This is a genomic window from Planotetraspora mira, assembly GCF_016863275.1.
GTDB lineage: Bacteria > Actinomycetota > Actinomycetes > Streptosporangiales > Streptosporangiaceae > Planotetraspora > Planotetraspora mira.
In genome coordinates this window covers 242,699-259,063 of the sequence record NZ_BOOO01000009.1, presented here as the reverse complement: position 1 = coordinate 259,063, position 16,365 = coordinate 242,699, and the positions used below count along the sequence as shown (strand labels likewise).

Genomic DNA, 16,365 nt, shown 5'->3' with positions numbered 1-16,365 from the left:
TCCGGAGAACTGGTTGCAATAGAGGAGCAGTTTACCTATGCTCTCCGACTGGTGGCAAAATGCAAGCAGTCGGCGTCAAGGGAGGCCATCATGGCCAAGCTGATCTACGCGGCGATCACGTCGCTCGACGGTTACGTGGCGGACGAGAACGGCAAGTTCGACTGGTCCATGCCCGACGAGGAGGTGCACGCCTTCGTCAACGACCTCGAACGTCCGATCGGCACCCACCTCTACGGGCGTCGCATGTACGAGGTGCTGGCCGGCTGGGAGACCATGCACACCCTCCCCGGCCAGTCGCCCATCGTTCTGGACTACGCCGCGATATGGCAGTCGAAGGACAAGATCGTCTACTCCACGACGCTGGAGACGGTGTCGAGTGCCAGAACGCGGATCGAGCGGGCCTTCGACGCCGAGGCGGTCCGCCGGATGAAGGCGTCAGCGGAGCGGGACCTCGGCATCGGCGGTCCCTGTCTCGCCGCCGAGGCGATCAGGGCCGGGCTGGTCGACGAGTTCCACCTGTTCCTGTCGCCCATCGTCGTGGGAGGCGGAAACCCGGCTCTTCCCGGCGACGTCCGCGTGAAGCTGGAACTGCTGGACGAACACCGTTTCGGCAACGGCGTGATCCACCTCCACTACCGCACCAGGGCGTAGGTTTCCCCTCCGGCGCGGAACGCTCGGGCTCCGGCGGGAAACCCTCAGGAAGGCGTCCTCGCGGCCAGACGAGGGTGGCGGATCTTCGGGGGTCTCGCGGGCGCGGGGTGGTCGAGATGGCGCTTCGTCACCTGCTGCACGAAGGCGCGGATGTCACGCACCGCCTGCCGGATCCCGGCGTCTTGGGTCGCGGCGACGATCCCGGTGAAGTTCTCGTTCTCGCGGCTGACGACGCCGCCCGACTCCTGGGCGGCCGGGGCGGAAGACGGCGCAGACGGGCCGCCTGTCGCCGTCCCCGCGATGTCCACATCGGTCGGCCTGCCGCCGACGTCGACGGTGTCGGCGACCGTGCCGGCGGCGGTCGAGATCACCGACGTCGTGTCGGCGAAGGTGTTGGCGACGTACACGCGCGAGCCGTCGGGAGTGATCGCCAGGCCGTTCGGACCGGAGCCGACGGGAGTGGGACCACTGATGGGGATCGTGTCGACGACCGTGTTGGAAGAGGTCGAGATCACCGACACGGCATTGGAGAACATGTCGGCGACGTAGACCCGCGATCCGTCCGGGCCGGCCACGGCGTCCGCCGGGGCGGAACCGACGGTCACGGTGTCGACGACCGTGTTGGAAGAGGTCGAGATCACCGACACGGTGGTCGTGCCGAAGTTGGTCGAATAGGCGTACCGGCCATCGGGGGTGATCGTGATCCCCGACGGGTGGGCCCCGACGGGGATGGTGGCGAGGGTGGTGCGGGCGGCGGTGTCGATCACCGAGACGGTGCCGGCGGGCCCCGCGAGGAAGTCGGTCACGTAGGCGTAGCGGCCGTCCGGGGTGAACGCCACCTCGGCCGGCCCGTCGCCGGCGGCCAGGGTGTCCACCACCGCGTCGGTGGCGGTGTCGATCACGGTCACGGTGTCGGAGCCGGAGTCGGCCACGTACAGGAACCTGCCGTCAGGGGTGACTGTGGCGTCGGCCGGCCGGGTTCCGACGTCGACGGTCCTGATGACGGTGTTCGTCGCGGTCGAGATCACCGACACGTCGTCCGAGTCGAAGTTGATCGCGTAGACGCGCGAGCCGTCGGGCAGCGCCGCGATCCCGTTCGGTCTGTCGCCGACGGGGACGGTCGCCACGACGGTCTCGTCCGCCGTGTCGATCACGGACACGGAGTCGGCGTTGAGATCGCTGACGTAGGCGAACCGCTGAGCGGTCGTCGCGGCCTGGGCGGCCGATGTGGGGAAGAAGCCGGCCATGAGGATCACGGCGATCAGTACGCCCGCAAGCCGGGGAAGCCGGCTGCCACAGCGGCGGTCCCTCCGGCCGACACGGATGTAATTCCCTGCACGTGATCTGCTCATCGGGGGAATTCAAGCAGCTCAGGGCCTCGTTCCCGGCCCCGGTGAATCGCATGTCGGCTATGGGTTGAGACAAGCGTTCGGCAACCTTTCCCCATGGCGGCGATCTCGTGGGGGATCGAGGCGGCGCGCCGCCCGCCGTCTACCCGGCGCTCGGCCCGCGGGGCGCCCGCCCTCGGCTCGTGGGGCGCCCGCCCTCGACCCGGGCGGTCAGTTCGTGGAGGTGGGACCCGGCAGGCGTACGGCGGCGGGCTCGCTGATCCAGCTGGCCAGCAGGCGCAGAGCCTGCTCGGACGGGGAGCCGGGCTCCGCGGTGTGTATCCCGAGGACCTGATCGGGGTCGCCGTCGGCGCTGAAAGTCTCGTAGCTCAGGGTGAGGTCGCCGACCACGGGATGGTGGTAGTCCTTGGCGCCGTAGGTGCGGCGGTGGACGTCGTGGTCGGCCCACCAGCGGCGGAAGTCCTTGTCGTGGAGGGAGAGCTCGCCGATGAGCTCGGCGAGGCGGGCGTCGTCGGGCCGGCGTCCCGCGTAGAGGTGCAGACCGGCGACGGTGCTGCGAGCGGCCGACTCCCAGTCGACGTACAGCGTGCGGGCGGCCTCGTCGAGGAACATGAATCGGATCATGTTCCGCTCCCGGTGCGGGAGGGCGTCGAAGTCGGTGTACAGGGCCCGGGCCATCCTGTTGGTCGCCAGGACGTCCATGCGGCGGCCGAGGATCAGCGCCGGGGTGTCGCTCAGGAGGTCGAGCACGCGGTACAGCCCCGGCCGCACCCGCTGCGGCGGCATCGGGCGGCTCCGCCTGCGGGTGGGCCTGGCCACGTCGAAGAGGTGACTGCGTTCCGTGTCGTTCAGGCGCAGCGCCCGGGCGAGGGCGTCCAGCACGGTCTCGGAGACGTTGACGTGGCGGCCGCGCTCCAGACGCACGTAGTAGTCAACGCTCACTCCGGCGAGCTGGGCGACCTCCTCCCTGCGCAGGCCCGGCACCCGGCGGGCGCCCGGCTGCGCCGGCAGCCCTGCCTCCTCGGGCGTGATCCGGGCCCGGCGCGAGCGCAGGAACTCCCGGAGTTCCGTGTTGCCCCCGGCGCCGGAGGAGGGATCGGTCATGGCATTCAGCGTATGACCGGGGTGAAGGGGCGGCGAGGTCCGTGGGGGGGTCTGCTGGACCCCCGGTAGGCCGGGCCCCGGGTGGAGGCGGGCCTGCCTCGCGGAGTCCGCGGGGCCGCGCCGGTGGTGTGCTGAACAAGACGCCATCTGGACCTGTTTCGCGAGGTCAGGTGAGCAGTGGCTACCCGGATTCGGGCGCGTCCGCCGTCGGCCTGCGGGCCCGAGCATGACAGAGAGGCAGTCCCATGACCGAACCGACACTCATCACCACGCCGTTCACCGGCCAGTCCACCGCGGCCGAGGTGGTGGACGGCGTGGACCTCACCGGCCGCCGTGCCATCGTGACCGGCGCCTCGTCCGGCATCGGGATCGAGACCGCCAGGGCGCTCGCGGGCGCGGGGGCGGAGGTCACCCTGGCGGTGCGCTCCGTCGGCACCGGTGAGGAGGTCGCCGCGGACATCAGGGCGACCACAGGAAACGAGCACATCCGGGTCGCGCCGCTGGACCTCGCCGACCAGACGTCCGTGGCGGCCTTCGTCGCCGCGTGGGACGGCCCGTTGCACATCCTCGTCAACAACGCCGGCGTGATGACGACGTCCGAGGTGCGGACGCCGGAAGGCTGGGAACTGCAGTTCGCGACCAACCACCTCGGACACTTCGCGCTCTCCACCGGGCTGCACCCGGCGCTCGTGGCGGCCGGGAGGGCCCGTGTCGTGTCGCTCAGCTCGGTCGGTCACCTGCGGGCCGGGGTGGACTTCGACGACATCCACTTCATGCGGCGCGCCTACGACTCCATGGTCGCGTACGGCCAGTCCAAGACGGCCAACGCCCTCTTCGCGGTCGAGGCGAACAAGAGGTGGGCCGCGGACGGCATCACGGTCAACGCCGCGCACCCGGGGGCCATCCTGACGAATCTGACGCGGCACATGAGCCAGGAGGCACTCGAACAATCGAAGGCCGCCGGCTATGTGTTCAAGACGCCCCAGCAGGGCGCCGCCACGTCCGCGCTGCTCGCGACCTGGCCGCCGCTCGAAGGCGTGGGCGGCCGGTACTTCGAGGACTGCAACGAGGCGCAGCCTCCTGTACCCGGTGAGCACCGGGGCGTCGCCCCGCACGCCCTCGACCCCGAGGCGGCGGCGCGACTGTGGCAGGTGTCCCTCGACATGCTCGCCCCGTCATCACGCGGCTGACTCGAAATTACGGCTTCAGTCGATAACTCGCCATTCCTCGCCGAGTCCGACAGAATTTCCTTCTATATTCCACACAATTAAGACAAGGGGTCGATGCCTCGGGTCGCTTAGGGAGTGAGCGTCCGGCTCCGCTCCGATAGCGACCCGAGGGTCATTAATTTGATCTTCCCTGCTTTTCGCCGCACACGCGAAGTCACGGAACGTGCCCTCCGGGGAGCCGCCCACCGCTGTCGCGAGTGTGCCTGACGGCAGGGATATGTGTTTGACCAGCACGTCCATCACATCCGAACCGTCCGTGTTGTGACCTTTCCGGCGGCACACCGTAGCGGCCGGATGTGATGTGGTGGTTCGTCACCATCAATGCCAATCGGATTCGTGTCCGTTCTTCGCATCTGTTGCTTGAAGTCCTTCTGTGCCATGGGCATAGTGGACCAACCACAGGCGTATCAGCCGTGGCACGCATCCTCGGGGGCGGAAACAGATCACGGCCGCTACGGCGCAGCACGCGCGGAATTGGACATGATGGATGAGCTCGCCTCCCCCGATCCGCTCGAAGCTCCTCAGAATCCTGCTGCTTCCGCTGATTTCCATGATCGCCCTGTGGGGTTTCATCGCCTACTCGAGCGTCCAGGAGATCGTTGACGTCTCCCGGACGCAGAATCGCTGGGAGAGCATCGGGTCGCCGGTGTTGCAGTTGGTCGTGGAGCTCCAGCGGGAGCGCCAACTCTCCGCGGAGGCGAAGGACGGCACCGCCGCCGACGTGGCGCTCGCGGACCAGCGGCGGGTGACCGACAGCCGGGTGGAGCGCCTGCGTCAGGTGATCGAGTCGATCGCCCCCGAGGGAGGGGAGACGGAGACCCCCGCGGCGGTGCGTGCCCTGGTGGCGGCGGTGGACGGGGTGCAGTACCTTCGCGACTCCGCCGACAACGGCAGGCTCACCACTCCACTCAAGGTCATCGAGGGGTACAACAGCCTGATCACCACCGCCAACCAGGCGTTCAGCGATCAGGACGCGTTGAGCGACGTGTCGTCCTACCGCGCGGTGCGCGGCATGTCCGCCTACAGCGCCACCGCCGAATACCTGGGCAGGGAGCACGCCGTGCTGACCAGCACGATCGTGCATCGCGACATGACCCCCACCGATCGCGCCACGTTCGTGGCCGCGATGACCAGCCGCAGGCTCCTGTTCACCAACGCCGGCCGCGACATGAGTCCCGAACTGCGGGCGCACTACGAGAATCTCGTGAACAGCAACGCCTACATGCGGCTCGTGGAGGTGGAGGACAGGCTCTTCGTCTGGGACACCGACGGCGCGCCCCCGGTGGACCCGGCCGAATGGAACAGCGACACCGCCACCATCCTCAACGCGATCAACCGCGACACCCAGCAGGAACTGGAGCGCGCCGCGGCCGAGGGAGAGGCGCAGAAGGTCGGGGCGCACTGGCGGATCGGGCTGATCCTCCTCCTCGGCCTGATGGCGGTCATCCTGTCGTTGGCACTGTCCTACCGCTTCGGCCGGTCCATGATCTCGGAGCTGAAGCGGCTTCAGTCGTCGGCTGTGGAGCTTGCCGAGCAGCGGCTGCCGCGGCTGGTCGAGCGTCTGCGCAGGGGTGACGACGTGGACCCCGCGACGGAGGCCCCCGACCTGGCCTCCGCGGGCACCGCCGAGGTCGACCGGGTCGTGCACGCGTTCTCCGCGGTGCAGCGGACCGCCGTGGAGGCGGCGGTGGGCCAGGCGACCCTCCGCAAGGGCGTCGGCCAGGTGTTCCTCAACCTCGCCAGACGCAACCAGGCGCTGCTGCACCGCCAACTCAACCTGCTGGACACGATGGAGCGCCGGGTCGAGGAGCCGGAGACCCTGGAGGGTCTCTTCAAGCTCGACCACCTGACCACCCGCATGCGGCGGCACGCGGAGAACCTGATCATCTTGTCCGACTCCGCCCCCGCACGCAGGTGGCGCGACCCCGTGCCGCTTCTCGACGTGGTGCGCGGCGCCGTGCTCGAGGTCGAGGACTACACCCGTGTCGTCGTGGCCCCCATGCCGCAGGCCCCGCTGCTCGTGGGGGCGGCGGTCACCGACGTGATCCATCTGATCGCTGAACTGGTGGAGAACGCCGCCGTGTTCTCGCCGCCCGACACCACCGTCCATGTCCGCAGCAGCGTGGCGGCCAACGGCTTCGCCCTGGAGGTCGAGGACCGGGGTCTCGGGCTGAGCCGGGCCACCCTCGAGGATCTCAACGCGAGGCTCACCGACCCGCCGGAGTTCGACCTGGCCGACAGCGACAGGCTCGGGCTGTTCGTCGTGGCGAGGCTCGCGGCCCGGCACAACATCAAGATCGTGCTACGGCCCTCGCCGTACGACGGCACCACCGCGATCGTGCTGCTGCCGTCGAGCCTGCTCGCCACGGCGGAGGCGCCTGCCACCGAGATCGTGTCGCACCAGATGGCCCCGGCCGGGCACGCACGTCTGGGCAGGCCCCTGCGCGCGCTGAGCGCGACGCCGGAGGCTCGGTCCAGGGAGACGACCTCTGTCGCAGGGGGGCAGATGACGGCACCTACTTCAGAGCCCGCGTCGGGATGGTTCTCGGCCGAGCCCGTTCAGAACCCGGCGCCGGCGCCTTCTCCCGTACCCGTCGTCTCTCCCGCACCCGCGCAGTGGACGGTCCCCGAGCCGGGCGGCGACGACGACCTCGACGGGCTGCCGATGCGGATACCGCAGGCCAGCCTGGCCCCCCAGCTCCGCGGTGCACGGTCGACGGAGCAGGATGATGTCTCTGCGCGATCTCCCGAGGAGCTCGCCCGGCTCATGTCGACCATGCAACGCGGCTGGCAGCAGGGCCGCGGCCAGGCAGAGCAAGGACAGGACGCGTGGAACAGAAAGGACGGCCACTCCGATGCCCGACCCCAGAACTGAACTGAACTGGCTGCTCGACGATCTGACTCAGCGCATCCCCGACATCCGGCATGCCATCGTGCTGTCCGCAGACGGGCTGGCCATGGGCGGCTCCAAGGAGCTGACCCGCGAGGACACCGAGCACCTGTCCGCGATCTCCGCCGGCAGCCACAGCCTCGCGCAGGGCGCCGGCCGGCATTTCGGCCTCGGCGGCGTCCGGCAGACCATCATCGAGCTTGAGGGCGGCTTCCTGTTCGTCACCGCCGCGGGGCAGGGCGCCCGCCTGGCCGTACTGGCCGCCGGTGACGCCGAGCTCGGCATGGTCACCTACGAGATGGCGCTCTTGGTCAAGCGCGTCGGCGAGCACCTGTCCGCACAGCCGAGGGGGGCGGCTCCGGCGCCCGCCTGGAACGGCGGGGGGTCGTGACGGGAGAGGACCCCGGGCCGCTGGTCAGGCTCTTCGGGCTGACCGGGGGCCGCGCGCGCCCGGTGGGAGAGACCTTCGACCTGGTGGCCATCGTCACGACCGTCAGCACGCCGGTCCAGCCGGCGGAGCTCATCCCCGAGCATCTCGCCGTCCTGACGTTGTGCCGCATGCCCACGCCTGTGGCGGACGTCGCGGCGCACCTGAAGCTGCCGCTCAACATCACCCGCGTGATCCTCGGCGATCTGCGGCGCGAGGGCCTCGTGACCATCGACCGGCCGCGGCCGGCGGCGCAGACGATCGACGAACGCATCTACAGGGAAGTGCTGCATGGGCTACGCAGCCTCTGAGCCGGACACGACCGAGGCCGCCTCGGCGCTGGCCATCAAGATTCTCATCGCCGGCGGGTTCGGAGTCGGCAAGACGACCATGGTCGGCACGATCAGTGAGATCCGGCCGCTGCACACCGAGGAATTGCTCAGCGAACGAGGCGTCGGCGTCGACGACATCTCCGGCGTGGAGTCCAAGATCACCACGACCGTCGCGCTGGACTTCGGACGCATCACCATCCGCGAAGGCCTGTGGCTCTACCTGTTCGGCACGCCCGGCCAGGACCGGTTCTGGTTCATGTGGGACGAACTGGCCGTCGGCGCACTCGGGGCCGTCGTGCTGGCCGACACCCGCCGCCTGCAGGAGTGCTTCCCCGCCGTGGACTACTTCGAGCAGCGCGGCATCCCCTTCGTGGTCGCCGTCAACTGCTTCGACGGAGCCAGGCGCCACGACCCCGACAAGGTACGGCGAGCGCTGGGGCTGGGAGGGGTCGCCCCCATCGTGCTCTGTGACGTACGCGACCGTGAGTCGGTCAAGGACGTGCTGACCACGCTGATCACGTACGCGGTGGAGGGCGTGTCCCAAGACTGAGGACGGCGAGCCGCCATCGGCGATTTGTCCGATCCCGCCGTGGGGTCGCCCACCAGGGGATGCCTATCATCGCTGCGTGGCCTCGGAAGAGCTTCATCTTGATCGTCGGCGGGCCGGGTCCTTCGGCTCCGTGGCAGAGCAGTATGACCGCTATCGTCCGGTATGCCCTGATGCCTTGATCGAGGACTTCGTGGCGTTACGACCGGAACAGGTGCTCGACGTCGCCTGTGGCACCGGCAAGGTGGCCGTTCCCCTCGCGAAGCATGGTCTGTCCGTGCTGGGCGTCGAAATGGATGAGCGGATGGCGGACGTGGCACGTGGCCACGGCATTCCGGTGGAGATCGCACCATTCGAGACCTGGGACGACGCCGGACGGCGATTCGACCTGATCACGTGTGGGAGCGCGTGGCACTGGATCGATCCCGCGCTGGGCGTCTCCAAGGCCGCCAAGGTGCTGCGACCGGGCGGCGTGATCGCGCGGTTCTGGAGCTACCACCTGTTGGAAGAGCCCGTGCTCACCGCGTTCGACGCGGTCTACCGCCAGTACGCGCCGGATGCGCAGGTGCACGGGCGCAACGCCGTGAAGAGCCCCCCGGTGGACCCGTTCACGGAGAGCGACGCGTTCTCCTCGGTCGAGACGAGGAATTACCGCTGGGAGGACACGTTCAGCGCCGATGAGTGGGTGGGGCTGGTGGCGACGTACAGCGATCACCAGCGCCTCGGGCCCGAACGGCTCACTGTGCTTCAGCGTGCGCTGCACGCCGCGATCGAGAACCTCGGCGGGATCGTACGGTCACATGGCGAGACCCATGTCCTGCTGGCCCGCCGCGCCTCCCCCTCCGGGTCGTGAGCGGCGGGTTGCTAGCCTCGAACTAGGCATTCAGGCACGATTCCGGCGCCCCTGACGGGTCATCTGCAACGTCCGTCCGCGGGGTGCGCGGCCGGGCCGCCGCCCGGTCGCCCCTCTGGAGGGGACGGTCCAGCATGAGAGTCGTCGTCGATCTCACGCGTTGCCAGGGATACGGGCAGTGCGCCTTCCTCGCACCCGGCGTCTTCAGGATGAGCCGCGCGGAAGCACTGATGTACGAACTGCACGCGGACGACGAGGAGCGTGAGCAGGTCCTGCGGGCGGTCGCGGCCTGCCCGGTCCAGGCCATAGTGGTCGACCAGATGGGAACGCTGGGGCGCCCGAAGACGGCCGACGCCGCGCGGGCCGGTGGAACCCCCGAGGACGGCGCTCCGGCTCGGGCCGGTCGGATCCGCGGCCCGAAGTCGTCCGAGCGGGTCCGTCGCGTCGTCATCGTCGGCGCCTCGCTCGCCGGCCTGCGGGCCGCGGCCACCCTGCGCAGGGAAGGGTACGACGGGTCGCTGACCTTGATCGGGGACGAGCCGTGCGAGCCCTACGATCGGCCGCCGTTGTCGAAACAGGTCCTGAGCGGGCAGATCACCGCAGGTCACACCATGTTGCCCCGCCGCGGTGATCTCGACGCGGAATGGTTGCGAGGCAAACCCGCGACCGGGCTGGACCTGGCCGCCAAACAGGTGCACCTGTCCGACGGCGGGCATGTCGGTTTCGACCGTCTGCTGATCGCCACGGGGGCGCGAGCCCGGCCCTGGCCGAACGCGGCGGAGGGCGCTTTGGACGGGGTGTTCGTGTTGCGCACCCGTGAGGACGCGGCCCGCCTGCACGAGCGACTGGCGGCCGGACCGGGCCGGGTGCTGGTGATCGGCGCCGGTTTCACCGGGTCGGAGATCGCTTCCGCCTGCCGGGACCTCGGCCTGCGGGTCACCGTCGTCGAGCGCGGATCCGCGCCGCTCGTCGGGGCGCTGGGCGGGGTGATCGGTGGCATCGCGGCCGAGATGCAGCGCGAGCACGGCGTCGATCTGCGCTGCGGCCTCACGGTCACCGCGCTCGAAGGCGACGGCGACGGACGGCTCCGCTGCGCGCACCTGTCCGATGGCAGCGTGGTCGACGTCCAGGTCGCGGTGGCCGCGCTCGGCGCGGAACGCAACGTCGAGTGGCTGGAGGGTTCGGGTCTCGCCGCCGGAGTGTGGGGGGTCTCCTGCGACGCGGGATGCCGTGCCTTCGACGTCAACGGGGTGGTGTCCGACGACATCTTCGTGGCCGGTGACGTGGCACGTTTCCCCCATCCCGTGTACGGCTACCAGTTCCTGGCACTCGAACACTGGGGGAACGCGGTCAATCAGGCGCAGGTGGCGGCGCACAACATGATCAGTCCTGCGGCGGAGCGCTGGCCCCACCTGTCCCTGCCCGTCTTCTGGTCCGCCCAGTTCGGCACCAACATCAAGTCCGTCGGTGTGCCGACCTTCGCCGACCAGGTCGCCATCACGCAGGGTTCCGTCGCGGACCGGCGTTTCGTCGCCGCGTACGGCTACCGCGGCCGCATCACCGCCGCGGTCGCCTTCGATCAGGCGATGTGGCTGGAGTTCTACCAGGACCTGATCGAGCAGGCCGCGCCGTTCCCGCCCGCCTTCGGCATGGTCGGCGGGCCGGAAGAGATGCGGGTCGTCCCGGCGGAGGCCCCGGACCGGGTCTCCGCCTTCCAGGGGGCCACGGTCGTGGTGACCGGCCACAACCCGGACGAGCGGCGCGCCACCCTCGTCCACCGGAATCACTGACCGCGGGAGCCGCCGAGGAGCGCGCACGTCAAGGAGATGAGGTCATGGAGGACGGCACCGTCTTTGAACAGATCCTCGACTACTCCAACCGCGCCGACCCGTATCCCCTGTTCGCGGAGCTCCGCAAGACCCCGGTGGAACGACAACCGGACGGCAGCTACGTGGTCAGCACCTATCGGGAGATCGTCGCGCTGCTGCACGACCCCCGCGTGAGCTCCGACCCACGGGACACTCCGGAGCCGACGATGGTGGGCCCGTCACCGGGTGAGGAGACCCCGGAACTGCCGTCGGCCTTCATCCGGCTCAACCCGCCCGACCACGACAGGCTCAGATCGGTCGCCATGCGGCATTTCGGGCCTCCCGACGCTCCCGGCCGGATCACCGGCATGGCGCCGAGGATGACCGAGATCATCACCGGGCTGATCGACGGGTTCGCCGGCCGGACTCAGGCCGACATCGTCAACAACTTCGCCTACCCCCTTCCCGTCACCGTGATCTGCGAGCTGCTGGGGGTTCCGCGCGAAGACGACAGGCAATTCCATCGGTGGTCCCGGACGATCATCGAGGCCAACGACCAGACGACCGGCCCGATGGACGAGCGGCGTCGACGGCGGGTGGCCGCGACGGCCGAGCTGAGCCGCTATCTGCAGGGACTGGTGGACGTCCATCGCCGCAATCCGGGAGACGACCTGCTCTCCGACCTCGCCACGGACGAGGAGATGCCGCCGGGCGACCTGCTGAGCACGGCCGCACTCCTGCTCGTCGCCGGTCACGAGACCACCGTCAACCTCATCTCCAACGGTGTCCTCCTGCTGCTGCGCCACCCCCATCTGCTGGAGCGGCTGCGCGGCGAGCCCGGTCTGGCCGCCGGCCTGGTCGAAGAGCTCCTGCGCTACGACCCGCCGGTTCAGGCGCTGGGCACGGGAAGGAACGTGCTGGCCGACATCGACATCGCCGGGACCACGATTCCCAGGGGCGCCGTGGTCACTCTGGTTCTGGCCGCGGGCAGCCGCGACCCCAACCGTTTCGACGACCCGGACCACTTCGATCCCGAGCGGAAGGACAACCAGCATCTCGGCTTCGGCGGCGGCATCCACTACTGCTTCGGCGCCCCCCTGGCCCGGCTGGAGACGCAACTCGCGTTGACCGCGCTCGCTCGCCGGCTGGTCAATCCGCGGCTCGTCGCCGATCCGCCTCCCTACCGGCAGCACCCGTTCCTGCGCGGTCCCCGTCATCTCCTCGTCGAGTTCGACGGCATCGCCCCGGGCTGAGAACGGACCGTCCCCGTCCGGCGGTCACGGACGCCGGCAAGGGGGCCGCTTCTCGCTCACTCGGTCCCTCGTGCCGGAAACCGGCTCAGGGATCGCTTCCTGGGACGGATGCGGACACGGTGACCGCCCGAGGAACTTAACCATGCGGTGGAGAGGTGCGCGCAGGCATACCCGCACGGGCGGACGGTGGGGTTTGCGGGACGAGAACGCCGAGCATGGGGTTCCCTGACCGGATGCGAACAGTAGTTACTCGATCACTCACCGCGTCCGTGCTTGTTGCGGCGCCACTCATCACCGTGACCGGGGACGCCAGATCATTGACCGCCATCACGAGTGTCGTCTGGCAGGCCGGGGCCGGCGGGTACGACACCTACCGCATTCCGTCCATCGTCTACAGCAACGGCGTCCTGGTCGCGCTCGCCGAAGGCCGGCACGCCTCGGCCGCCGACGGGGGGAACATCGATATCGTCGCCAAACGCTCCACCGACGGCGGAGCGACCTGGGGTGCTCAGAGCGTCGTCACCTCCCAGGGAGCCGACACGGCGGGCAACCCCACCGCGGTGGTCGACCCCGCCTCGGGTGAGATCGTGCTGCTGTCGTGCCGCAACGCCGCCGCGGCGACCGAGGCGCAGATCATGCAAGGCAAGGCCGCCGCCCGGCGCGTCTACGTCCAGCGGTCAACGGATGACGGGGCATCCTGGTCCGCGCCGGTCGAGATCACCGACGAGGTGAGGCCGGCAGGATGGCGGTGGTACGCCACCGGGCCCGGGCACGGCGTCGCCAAGGCCAAGGGCACCAACATCGGCCGGCTGGTCATCCCCGCGAACCACTCCAAGCCGCCGACCGGCACCGACCTGGGATCCGAGGCGAAGTACTACGGCGGGCACCTCCTGTACTCCGACGACAGCGGCCACACCTGGTCGGTCGGTGCCCAAAGCTCCAACCCGAACGGCGAACTCAACGAAAACGAGTCGACCATCACCGAGCTCGCCGACGGCCGCCTGTACGTGAACGCGCGCAACCAGAACGGATCGCTGCAGATCAGCCGGGTCGACGGCTACAGCGCCAACGGGCAGACCCTGGAGAAGTCGTACCGGCCACAGGCCACCATCGCCGGCCCCATCGTGGAGGGCAGCGTCATCGCTCTCACTGACGGACGTCTCCTCTACTCCGGCCCGGTACACCCGACGGAGCGTGCCGGGATGACGATTCGCGTCAGTGACGACAACGGCCGCACGTGGACGATCGGCTACCCGGTTTCCGGTCTCCCCGCGGCGTACTCGGACCTGGTCCAGATGAACGACGCAACGATCGGGCTGCTGTACGAGACCGGTGACTGGAACGCCAACACGACCGTCACGTTTGCGCGGATCCCGCTCTCAGAGGTCACAGGCTAGGACGTGGGCTGAACACCATCGTGGAGCGTGAGCTCAGCGAGCAGCGATAGCGGGCTTGAGTTCTTCGGCTTTCAGGAGGAACTCGAAGATCTACTCGGTCGCAAGGTGGACGTGGTATCCAAAAAAGGCCTCCACTGGGTGATTCGCGACCAGGTTCTCAATGACGCTGAGGTTCTCTATGCAGCGTGAGGGCTTGTGCCTCGTGGATCGGACGAGTTCCTCTCGGGACGGGTGCGCCGAAGAACCGGACTGATCGCGTCGTCACGAGCTTGATCGTCGACTGGGCGCGGCCCCCGGTGCCGGTCGGGCCGCGCCGTCGAGAGGGAATCAGAAGGGCAGGCCCGGGCGCAGAGCCAGAACGTAGAAGAGCACGACGGCCGCGTACAGAACGTAACCCCAGGCCGGCGTGTGCCATGTGGATCCCGTCCCGGATGAGACGGGTCGTTCGTACGGCCTGCGAGCGCCCAAGGTCATGAAGCCGACCAGCGCCATGCCGGGTCCCCAGGCGCCGAACAGGCCGTAGAACACGATCAGCGGATCACCGCCGATGGCGGCGGGGATGAGCAGGAGGAAACCCAGCGCGAAGGGTGTCCACAGCCGGGTGACGCTCCTCGCGCGGTCGAAGGCCGTTTCCAGGGGCGTCTCCGGCGGCAGGGTGTCCAGGTACATCGTGCTCAGTGGTCTCGTCAGGAAGTAGAGGGCCCCCACGGAGCCGACGGCGATGACGATCTGCAGGACCATGGGGATTCCCAGGATCCTGGCCAGGACCGCCGTGTCGCCATCGGCGAGGATCGGCATCACCGCCAGATAGCCGATGCCGCCGACCAGGCCCGTCATGGCCAGCCACATCAGCAGCAGGTTGCCGAAGCTCTGGCTCCGGATCGACCGCCGGTAGATCGCCAAGAACACCAACCCCATCACCACACTGCCGACGGGGCCGGCCGCGGCGATGATCGCCTCGTGAGTCCCGGACTCGGCCGCCGGGTTGTCCTCCACGAACTGGCCGATCGTCGTCTGGTACCCCAGCGCCCGCGCGGCCACGGCATGGGAGAACTCATGCAGGAAGACCTCAAGGGGCTGTGCGATGGCATAGGAGAGCGCAAGGGGTATCCATGCGCGACGAAGGCTGCCGGTGGCAGGGGGGGTGATCAACATGGTGCATGACTAAATCACACCAATATGGGCGAACCGACGTCGCACTGCCTGTTCGCGTCGTATGGGGCATTCCTTTGGGGGAATTGTCAGTCGATAGCCGCTTCCCGCATGGTTTGGCAGGAAACCAGAAGGAGAAGCAAATGACCGATATCGATCCCCAGGACCTTGCCGCCCGCTACGTCGCCCTCTGGAACGAGCCGGACGCCGAACTGCGGCGCGAAGCCATTCACGAACTCTGGGCCGAGGGCGGTGCCCACATCCTTCACCCACCGCAGGAGATCCGGGAGATCGCCGCGGAGTTGGGCTTCGACTCCTCGACCCTCGAAGCCCGCGGACACGACAGCATCGAGGTCCGGGTGAGCCGCAGTCATGAACGGTTCGTCGCGTCCGGCCAGGTGAGTTTCCGGCCGCAGGGCAACGCCGTCCTGCTCCACGACATCGTCAGGTTCAACTGGGACACCGTGCCCGCCGGTGGCGGTGAGGCGGTGGGCGGGGGCCTGGAGGTCCTCGTGCTCGACGAGGACGGCCGCATCGCCGCCGACTACATGTTCCCCGGCTGACGGCTCACCGCGACGTACGAAGAGGACGCCCCGGCTGGGCGGATAACCATGTGCGGCCCGGCGTCCGGATGCACTACACAGGCCACCATGATGAGGATGCGCTCCTACACGGACGCGGACATGCCGGAGACCTCGTCCACATCTGGGAGGACGCGTCCGGGGTCGCCGGGATGGCCCGCGAAGAATCCTTCACGCCCCTGATGCCGCGTGTGCAGGACATGTGCAGATGGCGTCGAAAGACGGCACGAGCTGGCCTGATGCGACATAGCGGTCGATACCGTTGCCCATCATGCTTGAGGCCTTGTTCTTCTTCCTCATAATTCTCCCGCTCCTGTCGCCGGTGTTGCTCATCGTGGCCGCCGGACTGGTCGTGCACACCGTCGTCGTCACGACACGGGGGAGGCGGCCACGGACGGCGGCCCTGTGGGCAAGGCTCACGGCGATCTCGCTGTGCGTCGGCCTGGCGGTGTACGGAATCGGGCTGTGGGTGGGCAACCTCATGTGGATGTCCGATCCCGACGACCTGTGCCATATGTCCGGGCTGTCGTACTCCGATTCGCCCGAGCCGTCGAGCATGTGGCCCCTGCACAATCACACCTGTGCGTCCGGGGGCGTGCCGGTGGACCTGGTGCCCGCATACGTCAATCCCGTCCTCTACGCGGCGATCGGCCTGTTCGTGGTGGGTGTAGCCGGATGGGTCGTCTCGCGGCTTCGGCGGCGCCAGGCAGTCTGATCATCCGGTCGAGGCTCATCAGGGCAGGCGAGATCGCCGCTACCGGGCCGGTCGGCGAGCGCTGCGCGGTGAGTGAC

General features: G+C 68.9%; 16 protein-coding genes. 13 read left to right on the top strand and 3 right to left on the bottom strand.

Annotated elements, in window-relative coordinates; translation table 11 throughout:
• Positions 1-90: 90 nt before the first annotated feature.
• Entirely contained in the window at positions 91-651 is a 561-nt protein-coding gene (locus tag Pmi06nite_RS09905) for a dihydrofolate reductase family protein (RefSeq protein WP_203952599.1), read from the top strand.
• Between the two features lie 44 nt (positions 652-695).
• On the opposite strand, the gene Pmi06nite_RS09900 is transcribed toward Pmi06nite_RS09905, so the two are convergent.
• On the bottom strand, positions 696-2,003 hold the full coding sequence (locus tag Pmi06nite_RS09900) for a YncE family protein (protein ID WP_203952598.1): 1,308 nt from the start codon (positions 2,001-2,003) through the stop codon (positions 696-698).
• Between the two features lie 207 nt (positions 2,004-2,210).
• Positions 2,211-3,104: a helix-turn-helix transcriptional regulator gene (locus tag Pmi06nite_RS09895; RefSeq protein ID WP_203952597.1), complete on the bottom strand. Its 894-nt coding sequence runs from the start codon at positions 3,102-3,104 to the stop codon at positions 2,211-2,213.
• Between the two features lie 245 nt (positions 3,105-3,349).
• On the opposite strand from Pmi06nite_RS09895, the gene Pmi06nite_RS09890 reads away from it, so the two are divergent.
• The 10 genes from Pmi06nite_RS09890 to Pmi06nite_RS09845 all read left to right on the top strand — a co-directional run bounded on the left by Pmi06nite_RS09890 (position 3,350) and on the right by Pmi06nite_RS09845 (position 14,029).
• Positions 3,350-4,294 (top strand): SDR family NAD(P)-dependent oxidoreductase, encoded by a 945-nt coding sequence (locus Pmi06nite_RS09890; protein ID WP_203952596.1) that lies wholly within the window; start codon positions 3,350-3,352, stop codon positions 4,292-4,294.
• A gap of 526 nt (positions 4,295-4,820) precedes the next feature.
• The gene (locus Pmi06nite_RS09885) at positions 4,821-7,208 is read left to right on the top strand and encodes a sensor histidine kinase (protein ID WP_203952595.1); all 2,388 of its coding nucleotides are present in this window, start codon (positions 4,821-4,823) and stop codon (positions 7,206-7,208) included.
• On the top strand, positions 7,189-7,614 hold the full coding sequence (locus Pmi06nite_RS09880; protein WP_203952594.1) for a roadblock/LC7 domain-containing protein: 426 nt from the start codon (positions 7,189-7,191) through the stop codon (positions 7,612-7,614). Before Pmi06nite_RS09885 ends, Pmi06nite_RS09880 begins: the two co-directional genes overlap by 20 nt.
• The gene (locus Pmi06nite_RS09875; protein WP_203952593.1) at positions 7,611-7,961 is read left to right on the top strand and encodes a DUF742 domain-containing protein; all 351 of its coding nucleotides are present in this window, start codon (positions 7,611-7,613) and stop codon (positions 7,959-7,961) included. Before Pmi06nite_RS09880 ends, Pmi06nite_RS09875 begins: the two co-directional genes overlap by 4 nt.
• On the top strand, positions 7,942-8,532 hold the full coding sequence (locus Pmi06nite_RS09870) for a GTP-binding protein (protein ID WP_203952592.1): 591 nt from the start codon (positions 7,942-7,944) through the stop codon (positions 8,530-8,532). Before Pmi06nite_RS09875 ends, Pmi06nite_RS09870 begins: the two co-directional genes overlap by 20 nt.
• A 76-nt stretch (positions 8,533-8,608) precedes the next feature.
• Positions 8,609-9,382: a class I SAM-dependent methyltransferase gene (locus tag Pmi06nite_RS09865; protein ID WP_308442487.1), complete on the top strand. Its 774-nt coding sequence runs from the start codon at positions 8,609-8,611 to the stop codon at positions 9,380-9,382.
• Between the two features lie 134 nt (positions 9,383-9,516).
• Positions 9,517-11,172 carry an FAD-dependent oxidoreductase gene (locus Pmi06nite_RS09860; protein WP_203952590.1) on the top strand — a complete coding sequence of 552 codons (1,656 nt, stop codon included), beginning with the start codon at positions 9,517-9,519 and terminating at the stop codon, positions 11,170-11,172.
• 44 nt (positions 11,173-11,216) lie between these two features.
• Positions 11,217-12,443, top strand: coding sequence for a cytochrome P450 (locus Pmi06nite_RS09855; protein WP_203952589.1), 1,227 nt, complete (start codon positions 11,217-11,219; stop codon positions 12,441-12,443).
• 317 nt (positions 12,444-12,760) lie between these two features.
• Positions 12,761-13,840, top strand: coding sequence for a sialidase family protein (locus Pmi06nite_RS09850; RefSeq protein ID WP_203952588.1), 1,080 nt, complete (start codon positions 12,761-12,763; stop codon positions 13,838-13,840).
• Positions 13,841-13,867: 27 nt separating this feature from the next.
• Positions 13,868-14,029 carry a nucleotidyltransferase family protein gene (locus Pmi06nite_RS09845; protein ID WP_203952587.1) on the top strand — a complete coding sequence of 54 codons (162 nt, stop codon included), beginning with the start codon at positions 13,868-13,870 and terminating at the stop codon, positions 14,027-14,029.
• A 138-nt stretch (positions 14,030-14,167) separates the two neighbouring features.
• Here the strand turns inward: Pmi06nite_RS09845 and Pmi06nite_RS09840 are convergent, their stop codons facing one another.
• A complete protein-coding gene (locus tag Pmi06nite_RS09840) occupies positions 14,168-14,995 on the bottom strand; it encodes a M50 family metallopeptidase (RefSeq protein WP_203952586.1) in 828 nt (275 codons plus the stop codon).
• Between the two features lie 140 nt (positions 14,996-15,135).
• On the opposite strand from Pmi06nite_RS09840, the gene Pmi06nite_RS09835 reads away from it, so the two are divergent.
• Positions 15,136-15,555: a hypothetical protein gene (locus Pmi06nite_RS09835; RefSeq protein ID WP_203952585.1), complete on the top strand. Its 420-nt coding sequence runs from the start codon at positions 15,136-15,138 to the stop codon at positions 15,553-15,555.
• A gap of 289 nt (positions 15,556-15,844) precedes the next feature.
• Complete coding sequence (locus Pmi06nite_RS09830; protein ID WP_203952584.1) at positions 15,845-16,288, top strand: hypothetical protein; 444 nt, start codon at positions 15,845-15,847, stop codon at positions 16,286-16,288.
• Positions 16,289-16,365: the final 77 nt, after the last annotated feature.